The organism is Rhodococcus sp. YH3-3, from assembly GCF_001653035.1.
GTDB lineage: Bacteria > Actinomycetota > Actinomycetes > Mycobacteriales > Mycobacteriaceae > Rhodococcus_F > Rhodococcus_F qingshengii.
Map to the genome: position 1 here is coordinate 299,243 of NZ_BCWH01000001.1, position 15,781 is coordinate 315,023.

The window sequence follows — 15,781 nt, forward strand, 5'->3', positions numbered from 1 at the left end:
ACCCGATTTGGTAGCGGATTGTTAACTGGACGAACGATCAGGAAGGCTCGTACGCCGCGGCGCTGTACTCCGCTCGGGTCCTACGCCGCTGCGAAGTCCATTTCGCGATCACCCCTTGCGACGGGCTGAACAGGTACACCAGAGCGAACACGATGCCCTGCGTCATGACGACCATGCCACCGGAAGCCGTGTCGAGGTAGTAGCTGACGTAGATACCGGTAATCGCGCAGACTGCGGAAACGACGGGAGCTATCACCAGCATCCGTGAAAACTTGTCGGTGAGGAGGTAGGCCGTCGCGCCGGGGATGATCAGCATCGCCACCACCAGCACGACGCCGACGGCTTGCAACGCCACAACAGACGTGAGTGCGAGGACGCCGAGTAGCAGCGCACCCAGGCGCTTGGGCGAAAGACCTATCGCGTTCGCATGGATCGGGTCGAAGGCGAACAACGTCAGATCACGACGCTTGATCAACAGAATGCTCAACGCCAACGCGCCAAGTATCGCGACCTGCAGAAGATCGGACGAGCTCACCCCCAGCAGGTTGCCGAAAATGATGTGGTTGAGATCGGTCTGGCTGGGGGTCACCGAGATGAGAACCAAACCGAACGCAAAGAGAGTCGTGAAGACGATACCGATCGCGGCGTCTTCCTTGACGCGGCTGGTGTTACGGATCAGTCCGATCAGGGCTACGGCGATCAACCCGAAGATCAAGGCCCCGATGGCAAATGGTGCGCCGACGACGTAAGCGAGGACAACACCCGGCAGCACGGCGTGCGAGACGGCGTCGCCCATCAACGACCACCCGATGAGCACCAACCAACAACTGAGCACCGCGCAGACAACCGCTGCCACAACCGCAACGGCCAACGCTCGCACCATGAATCCGTACTGGAGAGGATCAAGTAGCAGTTCTACGAGGTTCATCGATCAGGTCCTGTCCATCACGTCGAGACCGAAAGCCAGGGCGAGGTTTTCCGGTTGCAGCACGGTGTCCGGGTCGGAATGCACCAGGACCTTGCGCATGAGCAGTACCGCCTCGTCGCAGAGTTTCGGCACAGCGTGGAGATCGTGGGTCGAGACCAAGATCGACCGGCCGTCGGAAGCCAACTCTCGTAGCAGCGTAGAAATCGTTGCCTCGGAACGCTTGTCGACGCCCGCAAACGGCTCGTCCAGCAACAGTATCGACGCGTCCTGCGCGATGCCGCGTGCGACGAACGCGCGCTTCTTCTGACCACCCGAGAGCTGACCGATCTGACGATCCGCAAATTCGGTGAGTTCCACCCGCTCGAGGGCCTCTGCCACCGCCTCGCGATCTGCACGCCGCGGACGTCGCAAGAATCCGAGGTGACCGTACCTGCCCATCATCACGACGTCACGGACGCTGATCGGGAAGGTCCAGTCGACGTCTTCACTCTGCGGCACGTATCCGACGCGGCCGCTCTTGCGCGCAGTGGCTGCGTCGAGACCGGCGATTCTGACAGAACCGTTGTCCGGCTTGATCATCCCCATGATCACTTTGAACAGAGTCGACTTTCCTGAACCGTTCATGCCGATCAGTCCGCAGACGCTACCCGAGTTCAACGTCAGATCGACGTGGTCCAGTGCGTGGACCTCGCCGTAGTGAACGCTGACGTTTTCGGCGCGAATGGCTTCGTTCATGATTTACCGCCGGTCAGACCGCCGAGGATGACGTCGGTGTCGTGGCGAATCATGTCCAGATAGGTGGGCACGGGACCGTCGGCTTCGGACAGCGAATCGACGTACAGCGTTCCGCCGAACTTCGCGCCGGTCGCCCCGACAACCTGCTGCATGGGGGCATCCGAGACCGTCGACTCACAGAAGACGGCGGGAACGGAATTGGCTCGGACGAAGTCGATCGCGGCGATGATCTGCTGCGGCGTCGCCTGCTGCTCGGCATTGACCGGCCAGATATACGCCTCGCTGAGTCCCGCGTCCCTGGCCAGATAGGAGAACGCACCCTCGCAACTGACAAGTGCGCGCTGACCTGCGGGCAATGCCGCCAGGCCGCTGACCAGGCCGTCCTGCACTGCTTGCAGTTCCGCCTTGTACTTCGCGCCGTTCTCCGCAAATGCCGAGGCGTTGTCCGGGTTGAGGTCGCTGAAAGCAGTCACCATGTTGTCGACGTAGATCTGCGTATTCAACGGAGACATCCATGCATGCGGATTGGGCTTGCCCGCATACGCGTCGCCGGCGATCGGAATGCCTTCGACGCCGTCGCTGACCACGACGTGTGGCACGTCCAGTCCGTTGACGAATTTCGCGAACCACGCCTCGAGGTTCATGCCGTTGTCGAGGATCAGATCGGCTTCGCTCGCCCGCCGAATGTCTCCGGGCGTCGGCTCGTAGCCGTGAATTTCGGCCCCCGCCTTGGTGATCGACTCGACGCGAAGATGATCGCCGGCAACGTTCTGGGCGATGTCCGATAGCACGGTGAACGTGGTGAGCACCACCGGGCGGTCGTCGTCGGAGCCAGAACTCACCGCAGAACAGCTGGACAGAAGCAGGGCGGCGAGGGCGGCAATTCCCAGGCGGCGGAAGTTCTTCGCGTCGCGTGTCGTCATGGTCGAACTCTAATATGTGGGTAAACAAATACACAAGTTCGTCTCGCCGAACAATCTCCACTCGATAGGCTCGGGCCATGCGTCCTACTGCCTTGATCACCGGTTCCAGTCGCGGCCTCGGAGCTGCCATCGCACGCGAACTGGCGCCGACACACGACCTGCTGCTCGGTGCACGATCCGCGCAGGCCCTCGAGCCGATCTGCGCCGAACTGCCCGGATCGACGCCTCTACCCCTCGACCTCACGGACTACGACGCCGCCGCCGCCGCCGCCTCGTCCATCACGACGCTCGACGTGCTGGTACACAACGCCGGCGTGGCCGACATCGGAACCATCGAGGAATCCTCGGTCGATCAGTGGCGACGCACCCTCGAGGCAAACGTCATCGCCGTCGCCGAACTCACGCGGGTTCTCCTGCCCGCGCTTCGTGCGGCTGGAGGTCACGTCGTGCTGATCAATTCGGGTGCCGGACTGCGCGCCAACGCCGGTTGGGGCTCGTATGCGGCCAGCAAGTTCGCCCTGCGCGCTTTCGGAGATGCGTTGCGCCTGGAAGAGCCGGCACTTCGGGTCACCTCCATTCACCCCGGACGGATCGACACCGACATGCAGCGCGACATCGTCGCGGGTGAGGGCGACGAGTACGACCCTGAGCGCTTCCTGAAAGCCTCCACTGTGGCGCGTGCCGTACTCACTGCCGTCGAAACACCGTCCGACGCACACCCCACGGAGATCGTGCTTCGACCTACCGGCCGGTAAATCCCCAGTTCGGCGGTAACGGAATGGTGACGATGGCCATCCGGATATCGCTTTTCCGGGCACTGGCCCGATACTGACATCAGTTGTCGGACAAAGAGACTGGACTTGTCTCAGGAGTTCATCGAGAGGTGGTGTGCGATGCATGATCATACGGATACATGGGGGATCCCCAGCCAGACTTTCCTTCAGTGGTACCTGGTGGCGGCTGCCGTCGCGATCGGACTCTCGCTGTACAGCCGAATGACTGCGCGCCGGTCACCGGTGGTCGTCGACGCTGTCCGTCGGCCGCTCACTCCTCCCGAGATCGGTGCCTTGACCAGTGACTACCAAGCGGTGCTGGCGTCGATGGCTATTCTGCGCAGCGCCGAGCTGATCAGCACCGAAGGCAAGACCAAGCTGGCACTCACTGCGGAGGACAAGAATCGTCTCGATTGGTTCACCCGTACGGTGCACAAGCGGCTCGGCAACGGAAAGGTCCCGCTGCGGCAGGTGCGTCTGATGGGACGGCTGAACGTCGCACTCGCACAACTACGTACGACGTTGATCGACGAGGGATATTTGCAACGCCAGCAGGACGGTCTGACCGCTGCCCTTCGGACCGTTCCGATCGTGGCGGTCATTGCTCTCGGCGTAGTCCGTCTCGTCGCCGGAATCGCCGGCGGTAAGCCGGTCGGGTTCCTGCTCCTCACCATCATCGTTCTCGCTCTGATGATTCCACTTCTTCGCATCAAGCGTCGTCGGACAGCTTTGGGAGACAGCGAGCTTCGACGCCTCAAGCACGAAAACTCGTACCTCTCACCGAAACTGCGGCCCGCGTACACGAGCTACGGTCCCTCGCTCGCCGGGCTGTCGGCGGCGCTCTTCGGTGCGGGCGCTCTGGTTCTGATCGATCCGGCGCTGGCGGGAGCGGTAGCTGCGGGCGCCGCGTACAGCCCGGGTGGCGGAAGTTCGAGCTACTACAGTTGTGGCTCCTCATCCGGCTCGGACGGCGGTGGCGGCAGTGGGAGCAGTTGCGGCGGCGGGGGGGGTGGGGGATGAGCACGCATGCAGCCGACACCTGGGGGATCCCCAGCGAGGATTTCCTCTACGGCTACATAGCCGTTTCGGCCACGCTCATGGTTCTCACTCTGGGGTGGCGTCTGATGATCCGGGCACGCCGGCACGGGTACTCAACCGAGCACGGGTATTCCGCCGAGCAACTGACGCCTCCGGAAGTCGGAATGCTCACCGGCGAGTCACGCGCCATCGCAGCATCATTGGCAATCCTGCGTAGCGCTGACCTGATCACCACCGACGGCGCTGTCCTGCGCCCGTTGGGCCCTGGCGACGAGACCCTGGACTGGTACACCCTCACCGTGTACCAGCGCCTGGCCCAGCAGGCTCTACCCCATCGTCGGCGCCAACTCGCCGAGCGTATGACGGTGGAAACAGCTCGCCTACGAAACTCTTTGGCGGACCGGGGATACCTGACCTCCGACAGCGCCAGGCGTTCAATCTTTCTCTCCACAGTTCCGCTGAAGATCCTGGTGGCCGTGGGTATCGTCCGCATTGCTTTCGGACTGCACAACGACAAGCCCGTCGAGTTTCTGATTCTCGCCGTACTCGTCACCGGGTTCAGCATCCCGCTGCTCGGGCTCAACTTCGATCGAACCACCTCTGGCAAGGCGGCACGTTCGGAACTGACCACGGCACACGCCTACCTGTCCCCGCGCAACAAGCCTGCCTTCTCCGCCTACGGACCGCGTTTGGCGGGAATGTCCGCTGCTCTCTTCGCCGGTTCGGCGATGCTGATGATCAATCCCGCCTTGGCCTCCGCCGCCGGAATCGGTGCCGACGGCAGCGGAAGTAGCGGGGGTTCGGACGGTGGCGGTTCAGGCGGGGGAGGCAGCAGCTGCAGCGGGGGCGGCGGATGTGGCGGCGGCGGCGGTGGATGCGGGGGATAGCCGCGCCCGGGCGAGCATAAGCGCTGCGGCCTCGGTAGTGATGCAACGTTCCTCGCTCAACGAGTACACCTCGTCCAAGGTTCGACCGATCCCGCGGGTTCGTTCGACGACGTAGTCTTCGTTCCACCCCAGGACTTCTCGCCCCACGAGGTGAAAGGCTCCGCCTGCGTTCGCGACGAAATCAGGGGCACAGAGAACCCCGCGGTCTCGCAGAACCTCACCGGCAGCGGCATCGGTCAAGATGTTGTTTGCTGCGCCCGCCACGGCCAGAGTCGGAATCGACGCAGCCGCAGCGAAATCGATGATGCCTCCCATCGCGCAGGGGGCAAAGAGGTCACACGGTGTTCGGAGGACCTCGCCGGCAGGAACGACCGTGTGCCCCGCGAGAGAAGCCGCCTCGAGGCGCTGCGGGTCCGTATCGGCAACCAGCAGACGTGCGCCAGCCTGCGCTGCGAGACGGACGACGTCGCCGCCGACGGCGCCGAGCCCCTGTACCAGTACCGTTCGGCCGTCGAGTGTTCCGAGTCCTCGGCGACGCGCCGTGGCCTTCATCGCTTCGAACACACCCAGAGCGGTGGCGTGCGCGCTGGAACCGGCGCCACCGTTGCCGACCGAACGCCCGAAGACGTATTTGGTGGTGCGGCTGAGCTGATCCATGTCGGAAGAGTTGGTGTTGACGTCAGGACCAGTCCAGTAGTTTCCTTCGAGCTTGTCGATGTTCTCGGCGTGGATGTCGAGGATACGGGTCCAGGTTGCGGCGTCGATCTGATTGCGCGGTGCAGGTAGCGCTATTACCGACTTCCCGCCACCCATCGGCAGATCGGAGACCGCCATCTTCAAAGTCATTGCACCGGACAGCTTCCCGGCGTCCGCCAATGCGTGACCGATGGAGGGATAGTGAGCGGCCCGCGTGCCACCCGACGCCGGTCCCAGACGGGTGGAGTCGATTCGAATCACGAAAGTCGTGCCGGTCTCCCGATCATGGCGTGTGACGGTCAGTTCACCGTCCCAGCGCAGTTCGTCGTCGATACTCATTGAATCTCCTTTTCTGTCTCCGGGTCAGTTGTGGGCGTGCAGTGGTGTTCCCGCGAGTGCGAGCATGGCCTCGCCCAACGCTTCGTTCTGACTGGGGTGCGCGTGGATGAAACGCCCCACTTCATCGGGAAGTGCTTCCCAGGCAACGGCCAACTGCGCCTCACCGATCAGTTCGCCGACGCGGTCTCCCACCAGGTGAACTCCGACAACAGGGCCTTTCGTTCCGCTTCGAATCACTTTGATTCCGCCGGTAGTTCGCAGGATCTGACTCTTGCCGTTACCTGCCAGGTCGTAGATGACGGTGGAGACGTCGGCGTACTGCGTGCGCGCCGCCTCTTCGTCGAGTCCGATCGATGCAACTTCGGGATGTGAGTACGTCACGCGAGGAATCAGGTGTTCGGCGACCGGTATCGGATCCTTGCCGGCAATCTGTTCGGCCACAAAGATTCCTTGTTGGAAACCTCGGTGCGCCAACGCAAGACCGGGCACGATGTCGCCGACCGCGTACACACCGTCCACGGACGTACGGAGGCGTTCGTCGGTGACGACAAATCCCTTGTCGAGGCTGATTCCGTTTTCTTCGAAACCGTCACCGTCCGTGCGAGGTCCGCGGCCGACGGCGACCAACAGTAGGTCGGTGTCGAGTTTCGTTCCGTCGCTTAGTTCGATGCGGACGGAATCGGCTGCTTCTTTCGCGGAATCGACCTTTGTGTCTGTCTTACAGACGATTCCACGTTTCCGGTATGCCCGCTCCAGCTGCTTCGACGACCACGGATCCTCGGCGGCGATCAGTCGGGGGAGTGCCTCGACGATCGTTACTTCGGCGCCGAACGAGCGCCAGAGGCTTGCGAACTCGACGCCGATGACACCGCCACCGAGTACCGTTGCGCTGGTGGGCACCCGGTCGAGTTCGAGTGCCTGGTCGCTGGTGACGATCCGTCGGCCGAGTTCGATGCCGGGGAGTTCCCGCGGATACGAGCCGGTGGCCAGAACGAGTGATGTTCCGGTGTAGCGGGTTCCGTCGACGTCGATGCTTCGCCCACCGACATACGTCCCGTATCCGTTGACGATGGTGATCTTGTGTTGCGCCAACAAGCCTTGCAGACCGCTGTACAGCCGCTCGACTGTCCCGTTCTTGTAGTCGTGCACCTGCGCGACGTCGATGCCGGCAAAAGATGCCCGGACACCGAATTGCTCACTGGTGCGTGCCGAATCGGCCACCTCGGCGGAATGCAGCAGTGCCTTGGTCGGGATGCATCCGCGGTGCAGGCACGTTCCGCCGACCTTGTCCGCTTCGATCAGCGTGACCGACAATCCGAGTTGGGCGGCGCGGATGGCGCAGGCATAGCCGCCCGATCCTCCACCGAGAATCACGACGTCGCTGTGGGGTTCTGCAGTTGTCATCGGAGCCTTGGTCATCAGAGCCTTCCCAGGACGCGGATCGGGTTCTCGATGTAGTCACCGAACAGCCTGAGGAATCCGCCAGCTTCGCCTCCGTCACAGACGCGGTGGTCGAAGCTCAACGAGATCTGAGTGACCTTACGAACGGTCAACTCGCCGTTCACGACCCACGGCTTGTCGATGATGCGTCCGATCCCCAGAATTGCCGCCTCGGGGTGATTGATGATCGGAGTCGATCCGTCGACCCCGAATACCCCGTAGTTGTTGAGCGTGAACGTGCCGCCGGTCAGGCGGGCGGGTTCGAGTTTGCCGTCGCGCGCAAGGTCGGTGGTCACCCGAAGTGCTTGTGCGAGTTCGACGGTGCTCAGGGCGTCCGCATTTCGAATGACCGGTACCATCAATCCCTTCGGTGTCTGCGCGGCGATCCCCAGGTGGGTGCGGGCGTGTCGGACGATCTCGCCTCGAGCAGTATCGACCGACGAGTTCAGTTCGGGGTACTGCGCCAACGCCGCGATGGTCAGCCGAGCCAGGAGCGCCATCAGGCTGATCTTGTCGGAATCGGGCAGTGACTTGTTGATCTCGGCTCGCGCCGCCAACAGTTCGGTGGCGTCGACGTCAACCCAGGTTGTTGCGTCCGGGATCTCACGGCGGCTGGTGGACAGCTTGTCGGCCACCACCTTGCGTAGTCCCTTGATCGGGATGCGTTGGTCGGTCGCGTGTGACGTTTCCGTTTCCGGGCCGAAGTTTTCCCCGGCCTCGACGTCGGCGCGCGTGATGACTCCGCCAGCGCCCGATCCGGAAATCGTGGCTAGGTCGATACTGTTGTCAGAGGCCAGTTTACGAACAATCGGCGAGATCACACGTACCGACGGAGCAGCTCTGCGGCGGCGCAGAGGAGCATCCTCGCTGGTGCCGTAGCCGATCAGGACGTTGCCCGAACCGGCGCGTTCCTCTTCGCGGTAGCGCTCGTGGTTGGCCGAAACGACCGCGTCGACACTCTCGCCACCACTCACAGTGATCAACGGAGTGCCCACCTTCAGGGTGTCTCCGCCCTTGCCGTGTAGTTCGATCACGGTCCCGGCGAACGGGATGGGCACATCCACAGCAGCTTTCGCAGTTTCCACCTCGACGACGATCTGATCGATGGTGACCACGTCGCCGACCTTGACGTGCCACTCCGCGATGTCGGCCTCCGCCAGACCTTCACCCAGATCGGGGAGCATGAAAACCTGATTGCTCATGCCGTCACCGCCCAACGGGTGTCGGGAGTGTCGTTCCACTGCAGACGGTCGACGGCGTCCAGGACACGGTCGACGCTGGGCAGGTGGTTACGCTCGAGCTTGGGAGCGGGGTAGGGGATGTCGAAGCCGCTGACCCGGAGCACCGGGGCATGGAGATGGTGGAAACACCGTTCCTGCACGCGGGCAGCAATTTCTGCACCCACACCGGCAAAACCCTGCGCTTCCTGGATGACGATGCAGCGTCCGGTCTTTCGCACCGATGCGGTGACCGTCTCGTCGTCGAACGGCACTATCGAGCGGATGTCGATCACCTCGATGTCCCGGCCCTCGGCTGCAGCGGCCTCGGCGGACCTCAGTGCAACATCCACGGACGGACCGTAGGCGATGAGCGTCGCGTCACGACCGGGGCGACGGACGACGGCGCGACCGATCGGCTCACGTGCGGTCAGTTCGACATCTGCTCGCGCGAAGTACAGCTTCTTGGGCTCGAGGAAGATCACGGGGTCGGGGTCCTCGATTGCCGAACGTAGCAGCGAGTACGCATCTTCCACCGTGGACGGCGCTACAACCTTCAGTCCGGGTGTGTGCGCGTAGTAGCCCTCACTGGAATCACAGTGATGCTCCACCCCGCCGATACCGCCGGCAAAAGGAACACGAATGACTATCGGAATCGACAGCGCGCCCTTGGTGCGGTTGCGGATCTTCGCCACATGGGAGGCGATCTGCTCGAACGCCGGATAGGCAAACGCGTCGAACTGCATTTCCACGACCGGACGAAAACCGGCCATGGCCATGCCGATTGCGAATCCGATGATGCCGGACTCGGCGAGGGGAGTGTCGAAGCATCGGTCGTCGCCGAAGTCGCGGGTGAGGCCGTCGGTGACGCGGAAAACGCCGCCCAGGGTGCCGACGTCCTCACCGAAGACGACAACGTTGTCGTCCGCAGCCAGAGAGTCGCGTAGCGCGGTGTTGAGGGCCTGAGCCATCGTGAGCATGGGCATGGTCAGTGTCCCCCTGTGTCAGCGGCTTCGGCGGCAAGTTCGGTTTCGAGTTGGGCTTGTTGCTCTCGCAATTGCGGTGTCTGCTCGGCGAAGACGTACCGGAACAGATCGAGCGGATCGTGCGGGCGGTCGACATTCATGCCGGCGCGTAGTGTGGCGGCCTCTGCCTCGGCCTCTGCGGTCAGTGATTCGACGAACGCGTCGTCGATCAGATCGTGTGCGCGCAGATACTTTTCGAGACGCGGCAACGGATCTCGCCCGAGCCAGGCTTCCACCTCGGCGCTGTCGCGGTAGCGGGTGGCGTCGTCGGCATTGGTATGTGCGTCGATGCGATAAGTGTGTGCCTCGACGATCACCGGTCCGTTTCCGCTGCGAACGAAGCGCGCTGCCTCGTCCATGACGGCCATCATCGCGACGGGATCGTTGCCGTCTACCTGCTCGCTGCCGATCCCGTAGCCGACGCCCTTGTGCGCCAACGTCGGTGCTGCGCTTTGGCGCGACAGTGGCACGCTGATCGCAAATCCGTTGTTCTGCACCAGAAAGATCACCGGCGCTTTGAAGACGGCGGCGAAGTTCAGCGCCTCGTGGAAATCGCCCTCACTGGTGGCGCCGTCACCACAGAGCGCCAAGGCGACGGTGTTCAAGCCCCGTCGAGACTCCCCGTATGCCACTCCGGCTGCATGCAGCAATTGCGTTGCCAGCGGGGTGCACTGCGGCGCACTGCGCAGTGCGACCGGGTCGTATCCGCAGTGCCAGTCGCCGGCGAGCATGCTCAGAATCTGCACCGGATCGACACCCCGGGCGGCCAACGCCATCGAATCCCGGTAGGTGGGGAAGAGCCAGTCACTCGGCTCCAGACTCATCGCTGCCGCGATCTGACATGCCTCCTGCCCTCGCGAGGACGGATACACGGCCAGGCGCCCCTGTTTGGTCAGCGCCGTAGCCTGCTGGTCGAAACGCCTGCCCAGGAACATCTTTCGATACATCGCGATCAGGCGATCGTCGCTCGGTTTTGCGTAGCGGGCCTCGCTGCGCGTCAGTTCTCCGGCAGGGTCGAGGTACTGCACCGCAGAATCGGCCGGCAGGAACTTCTGATACCGCAGTTCCCCCAAGGGCTCGACAAGTGTCACTTCTACCTCCAGAAGACGTTGTGTCCATCAGTATTCGCACTTCGGCGACGTAATGGCAGCAAGCGTCGAGGATTCAAGACAAATGGCCTATCATGAGGATTCGGGCAGCAATATGTCCATCAACCGACTCGACTACCGAACCAGGAATGGACAGATGGCCACCGAACCGCACGCTCTCGATGCGATCGACCGCCGCATCATCGCCGAACTGGTCGCAGACAGTCGCATCTCCATGCGTGCACTGGCTGAAAAGGCGCACATATCCCGCGCTCACGCCTACGTCCGCATCGAAAGGCTCGAGGACGCCGGAATCATCACCGGATTCACGACGCGGATCGCCCATGAGAAGGCCGGACTCGGCTCCTCGGCGTACGTGGCACTCTCGATCCGGCAGCACTCGTGGCGAGGTCTGGCGGCGTCCTTGAAGGCCCTGCCGTTTGTCGAGCACTTCTCCCTCCTCGGCGGCGACTTCGACGTTCTGGTGCTGGTCCGTGCCCCGGACAACCAGGAACTACGCCACACCGTTCTCGAAGAACTCCAGGGACTCGACGGGGTTCTCTCGACCAAAACGTGGCTGATCTTCGAAGAAGGCAACGGTCCGGGACCCAACTGGTTGCCCGGCTGATCCGTCTATAGTCGCCGTTAGCAGTTGCACACGGGAGGTGACTCGAATGACCCTGCACGGCCTGGGAATCGGTTGGCGCCCCGAGGTCTCCGGAATCATCGCGCAACTCGACGGCCTGGCATTCTGCGAAGTCATTGCCGAATCCGTCGGAAACGAGATACCGCCGCACCTCGGCTCGCTCGGAGTTCCGGTGATCCCGCACGGAATCTCGCTCTCACTTGGCGGGGCCGAGGCGGTAGATCAGGCACGGATCGATCACCTTGCGCGTGCATCCCAGCTACTGGGCGCTCCCTTGGCGAGCGAGCACATCGCATTCGTGCGTGCAGGCGGCATCGAGGCCGGCCACCTGCTCCCACTTCCGCGCACCTACGAAGCCGTCGACGCCCTGGTACGCAACATCACCCGGACTCAGGACGGTCTACCGGTGCCGTTCGCCGTCGAAAACGTTGCCGCCCTGTTCGACTGGCCGGACGACGAGTTGACCGAAGGGGAGTTTCTCGCGGAGATCGTCGAGCGCACCGGAGCCCTGCTGGTTCTCGACATCGCGAACGTCTATGCCAATGCCCTCAACCGAGGGCGTGATCCCTGGGCCGAGCTGAGCCGGCTACCACTCGAGCGAATCGCATACTGCCACATCGCCGGTGGCAGCATCAGCGACGGCAAATACCACGACACGCACACCGATCCGGTACCCGAAGCCGTGCTGGAACTCCTTGCGCAGTTCACCGCCGCCGGTCACCATCCCGCCATCATGCTCGAGCGCGACGGAAACTATCCGCCGGCACTGGAATTGCTCGACGAGCTCGATGCCATCGCCGACGCAGCTGGTCTGGATCGCATCACCGCGGGCACCGATTGGTCACGCACATGAGCACGCTCGGTGAGCGTCAAGAGGCGCTGATTCGCGCACTGGTGGCGGGTGGCGAACTGCCCGAAGGCTTCGACAAAGACGAAGCCGCCGTTGTCTCGGCGGCGCTGCTCCGAAAGCGCGCAGGAGAAGTGGCGCACCACCTTCCGGTCGTGCGCCACACTCTCGGCGATCGTTATCTTCAGTTGTTCACAGCGTGGGCGGACGGACGGCCGAAGTCGTCTTCGCATGCGGATGCCCAGGCCTTTGTCGCCCATCTCCAGGACATCGGCGAACTGCCTCGCCCACCCTGGTATCAGAGGTTTCGAAAGGTCTCACGCAAGTGAGACAACAGCTTCGCTGGTGTACATGAGGAACGTCATCGATTCCTGGAAGTACAGCTCGACGGAGTTCGCATCGTGCGAGAGATAGCCGATGGACAGGTCCTGGCCTAGATGCAGTTCGTAGTCACCGCCACGCGTCGACAGCAGGAAAGCGCCGTCGATGGCCGGGGCCCAGATGATCTCGCCGTCGAGGACGCGTCGCAGGTGCTCGCGGATGGGGTAGCCGTGATCGGAGGTCTCGTTGATCGCGGTGAACGCATCTGCATTCAGGAGCAGTGAGTACGGTCCGTTGACACCGGCCAAGCGCAGCGACGTGATCGCCTGGCTGATGGCTTCCGGGTAGTCCTTGGCGTCGATGGGGAGCTTCAGTTCCGGGTTGGAACCGCTGGCCCGCACGCCGGTGATGCTGGCTGCGGGGTATCCCTCGAAGATGGCGCGGTCCTCGGCGAACGCGATCTGCTTGGCCGCGTCCTTGACGGGCTGCCAGTCGGAGTCCTTGGCGCCGCGTTCGACGTCGTCGATGGCCTGACGGCTGACGGTGAACGGGACCCGCAGTTCGATGATCGGCTGGGACTGACGAGCATGTGCGATGACGCCGTCGGCCAAGGGATTGATCGGCACCTGATGCCCGAGTGGGATGGCCGCGAGATCGTCACCCGACGGTCCCTCCACATCCACGACACGACGACCGGCGACGTGACGCTTGAAGGTACGGCTCGCCTCTTCTTCGATCTCGGCCCAGGCTGCTGCCGAAATGGGTGCTAGGTCGCGGTGCAGGTTTGTCATTGCTGGGCACTCCTTTTGAGGCTGCCGATTCCGAGAGAACCGTCAGAGATGGGCGCTGTGAACGTCGCTTCGGGAACGAGCCTGGTCGGCAAGTCCGGGGGATCGTCGAGAAAGTCCGCCGTCGGAACGAAGAAATTGATTCCGGTGACGGCGGTGGAGAAATCGAGAATGCGGTCGTAATTGCCGACGGGATTCCCGATGAACATGTTGGTGAGCATCTGCTCGGTGACCGTCGGCGACGCCGAGTAACCGATGAAATAGGTACCCATCTCAGCGGAGCCGACGTGGCCGAACGGCATGTTGTCCCGCAGAATCTGGATCTGCTCACCGGATTCGTCTTCGATGACGGTGAGTGCGGTGTGGGAGTTGGCCGGCTTGGTGTCGTCGTCCATCTCGAGATCTTCGAGCTTGGAGCGTCCGATGACGTTCTCCTGCTCCTCGACGGGCAGGGAGTTCCACTCCGACATGTCGTGGAGGTACTTCTGGACGATGACGTAACTGCTGCCTGCGAAATCCGGATCCTCGTCACCGACGGTGACCGCGACGTAAGCGGCCTGCCCGGACGGGTTCTCGGTACCGTCGACAAAACCCATGAGGTCGCGTTGCTCGAAATACTTGAAACCGTGGACCTCGTCGATCACCGACGCGGCCCCGGCCAACCTGTTGGTCACGACCGTGGCGAACTCGAAGCACAGGTCCATCTGACGGGCACGGATGTGAAACAACAGATCGCCCGGCGTGCGCGGGGCGTGGTGTTTGTCACCGGTCAACTCGACGAACGGATGCAATTCCGCCGGCCGTGGACCGTCGAAAAGTCGATCCCACGCATCCGAACCGATGCCTACGACGGCAGCCAAGCCACCGGCGGGAACCCGGAATCCGATCGAGCGTTGCAGCCCGGAAATATCCGCCAGAACGTCGTGAACTGCCTGCTCACCACCCTCATCGATGGTGAAAACCAGGAAGATCGCAGCTTCCGTGAGCGGGGTCAGCAACGGCTGCGGTATCGCGGGAAGGGCCACTTCGGCCTCGTCGATCTCACTCGTTTCCGCCATGCAGACCAGTATGGACGATTCCGGCAGTCCCGGCATCAGTAGTGGGTAAGTCGCGTCAGGGTGTCGCGTCAGGGTGTTGCGGCCTGGGCGCCCGCGTCGAAGCCGGCCGGAATCTCGAAGATCTTTCCGTCGAACCCGGCGCGGTAGAGATGCCCGGCCGCGAAACCGGAATTGCCACGCCCGTAGGTCAACACACTCGACGCTTGCAGTCCGCTGGTGAGCGAGCAGTACTGGCCGGGTCCGTCGATCCGCCACACCTCACCACTGATGTCCGTGGGAACAATTGCGCGATCTCGCGAGTCCAAGGTCAAACCATCTGGGGCAGAAAAGGTTTCGAAACCACCGAGATCGACCAACGACTCCGAATATCCCGGATTGTCCACGGAGATGCGGCTGACACCCGGGTTTGCGAACGTGCGCGAAACGTAGAGCCAGCGATTATCGGCGCTCAGGGCAGCGCCGTTTGCACTCGGGAAGGTTGCCCACGCCGGGTCGACGGAACCATTCGGGCTGACCTTTCCGATCAGCGAACCGAAATCGTTGGTGGCGTAGATCGTCCCGTCGTGCGCGACGGCAAGGCCGTTTGCAGCGCTCAGACCACCGGCTATCGGCGTCACGGCACCCGAGTTCACGTCCACCCGCGCGACCGACGCAGCACGCGTCAGATCGCCGATCAGCACGCCGGCGTTTGCTCCGGTACCCACCAGCAGTGAACCGTCCGGGCTCCACGCGAGTGCGCCCGCACCGCCGGGAACCGTCGCGATCGGAACTGCGGCCTGACCAGGCCCGTCGACGCGGAAGATCCGCCCACTCACCAGGTCGGTCGTATACAGGCGCCCTTGCCCGTCCACCGTGACACCCTCGAGGGCAGCACCCGGAATCTGGGCGCTGAGTATGGCGGGTGACGATCCAGGGCAAGGCGGAGCGGCGGCGGCACCGGACACGCCCAGAGCCAGAAGCGAACCGGCAACAAGAGCACCGGTGATACCTACCCGAATACCGCGATCGAAGATCCTGGTGCGCATCTGCGCA

At 63.0% G+C, this 15,781-nt stretch carries 17 protein-coding genes; 6 read left to right on the forward strand and 11 right to left on the reverse strand.

The features are described 5' to 3' along the window. Positions 1–37: 37 nt before the first annotated feature. Genes YH3_RS01515 through YH3_RS01525 form a run of 3 tightly spaced genes read right to left on the reverse strand, consistent with a single transcriptional unit; the run spans position 38 to position 2,586 of the window. The gene (locus tag YH3_RS01515) at positions 38–928 is read right to left on the reverse strand and encodes a metal ABC transporter permease (protein ID WP_064113147.1); all 891 of its coding nucleotides are present in this window, start codon (positions 926–928) and stop codon (positions 38–40) included. Positions 929–931: 3 nt separating this feature from the next. Then, positions 932–1,663 carry a metal ABC transporter ATP-binding protein gene (locus YH3_RS01520; protein ID WP_064442878.1) on the reverse strand — a complete coding sequence of 244 codons (732 nt, stop codon included), beginning with the start codon at positions 1,661–1,663 and terminating at the stop codon, positions 932–934. After that, positions 1,660–2,586 (reverse strand): metal ABC transporter substrate-binding protein, encoded by a 927-nt coding sequence (locus YH3_RS01525; RefSeq protein WP_064442879.1) that lies wholly within the window; start codon positions 2,584–2,586, stop codon positions 1,660–1,662. Before YH3_RS01525 ends, YH3_RS01520 begins: the two co-directional genes overlap by 4 nt. Before the next feature lie 77 nt (positions 2,587–2,663). Between YH3_RS01525 and YH3_RS01530 the strand changes: the two genes are divergently transcribed. The 3 genes from YH3_RS01530 (at position 2,664) to YH3_RS01540 (ending at position 5,284) form a co-directional block, all read left to right on the forward strand. Next, positions 2,664–3,341, forward strand: coding sequence for an SDR family oxidoreductase (locus YH3_RS01530; protein WP_064442880.1), 678 nt, complete (start codon positions 2,664–2,666; stop codon positions 3,339–3,341). A gap of 138 nt (positions 3,342–3,479) precedes the next feature. Beyond that, on the forward strand, positions 3,480–4,379 hold the full coding sequence (locus YH3_RS01535; protein WP_064442881.1) for a TIGR04222 domain-containing membrane protein: 900 nt from the start codon (positions 3,480–3,482) through the stop codon (positions 4,377–4,379). Beyond that, a complete protein-coding gene (locus YH3_RS01540; RefSeq protein ID WP_030537460.1) occupies positions 4,376–5,284 on the forward strand; it encodes a TIGR04222 domain-containing membrane protein in 909 nt (302 codons plus the stop codon). The genes YH3_RS01535 and YH3_RS01540 overlap by 4 nt, the downstream gene beginning before the upstream one ends. On the opposite strand, the gene YH3_RS01545 is transcribed toward YH3_RS01540, so the two are convergent. From YH3_RS01545 to pdhA, 5 genes are read right to left on the reverse strand one after another with little or no spacing between them, the layout of a single operon-like run. Further along, entirely contained in the window at positions 5,213–6,319 is a 1,107-nt protein-coding gene (locus YH3_RS01545; RefSeq protein WP_064442882.1) for a Glu/Leu/Phe/Val dehydrogenase dimerization domain-containing protein, read from the reverse strand. The genes YH3_RS01540 and YH3_RS01545 overlap by 72 nt on opposite strands. A gap of 24 nt (positions 6,320–6,343) precedes the next feature. After that, positions 6,344–7,738, reverse strand: coding sequence for a dihydrolipoyl dehydrogenase (gene lpdA, locus YH3_RS01550; protein WP_230793349.1), 1,395 nt, complete (start codon positions 7,736–7,738; stop codon positions 6,344–6,346). Then, positions 7,738–8,961, reverse strand: a complete 1,224-nt coding sequence (locus tag YH3_RS01555; RefSeq protein ID WP_064443448.1) for a dihydrolipoamide acetyltransferase family protein — start codon at positions 8,959–8,961, stop codon at positions 7,738–7,740. The genes lpdA and YH3_RS01555 overlap by 1 nt, the downstream gene beginning before the upstream one ends. Continuing rightward, on the reverse strand, positions 8,958–9,962 hold the full coding sequence (locus tag YH3_RS01560; protein WP_007729064.1) for an alpha-ketoacid dehydrogenase subunit beta: 1,005 nt from the start codon (positions 9,960–9,962) through the stop codon (positions 8,958–8,960). Before YH3_RS01560 ends, YH3_RS01555 begins: the two co-directional genes overlap by 4 nt. 2 nt (positions 9,963–9,964) lie before the next feature. Beyond that, positions 9,965–11,092 carry a pyruvate dehydrogenase (acetyl-transferring) E1 component subunit alpha gene (gene pdhA / locus YH3_RS01565; protein ID WP_007729066.1) on the reverse strand — a complete coding sequence of 376 codons (1,128 nt, stop codon included), beginning with the start codon at positions 11,090–11,092 and terminating at the stop codon, positions 9,965–9,967. A gap of 154 nt (positions 11,093–11,246) precedes the next feature. On the opposite strand from pdhA, the gene YH3_RS01570 reads away from it, so the two are divergent. Genes YH3_RS01570 through YH3_RS01580 form a run of 3 tightly spaced genes read left to right on the forward strand, consistent with a single transcriptional unit; the run spans position 11,247 to position 12,911 of the window. After that, a complete protein-coding gene (locus YH3_RS01570) occupies positions 11,247–11,717 on the forward strand; it encodes an Lrp/AsnC family transcriptional regulator (protein WP_020971454.1) in 471 nt (156 codons plus the stop codon). 46 nt (positions 11,718–11,763) lie between these two features. Then, entirely contained in the window at positions 11,764–12,588 is an 825-nt protein-coding gene (locus YH3_RS01575) for a DUF692 domain-containing protein (RefSeq protein ID WP_007729070.1), read from the forward strand. After that, complete coding sequence (locus YH3_RS01580) at positions 12,585–12,911, forward strand: hypothetical protein (protein WP_007729071.1); 327 nt, start codon at positions 12,585–12,587, stop codon at positions 12,909–12,911. The genes YH3_RS01575 and YH3_RS01580 overlap by 4 nt, the downstream gene beginning before the upstream one ends. On the opposite strand, the gene YH3_RS01585 is transcribed toward YH3_RS01580, so the two are convergent. From YH3_RS01585 to YH3_RS01595, 3 genes are all read right to left on the reverse strand, one after another. Next, positions 12,900–13,694 (reverse strand): family 1 encapsulin nanocompartment shell protein, encoded by a 795-nt coding sequence (locus YH3_RS01585; protein ID WP_003942478.1) that lies wholly within the window; start codon positions 13,692–13,694, stop codon positions 12,900–12,902. The genes YH3_RS01580 and YH3_RS01585 overlap by 12 nt on opposite strands. Beyond that, the gene (locus tag YH3_RS01590; RefSeq protein ID WP_042447536.1) at positions 13,691–14,749 is read right to left on the reverse strand and encodes a Dyp-type peroxidase; all 1,059 of its coding nucleotides are present in this window, start codon (positions 14,747–14,749) and stop codon (positions 13,691–13,693) included. Before YH3_RS01590 ends, YH3_RS01585 begins: the two co-directional genes overlap by 4 nt. Before the next feature lie 68 nt (positions 14,750–14,817). Next, positions 14,818–15,774: an SMP-30/gluconolactonase/LRE family protein gene (locus YH3_RS01595; protein WP_007729077.1), complete on the reverse strand. Its 957-nt coding sequence runs from the start codon at positions 15,772–15,774 to the stop codon at positions 14,818–14,820. Positions 15,775–15,781 lie beyond the last annotated feature (7 nt).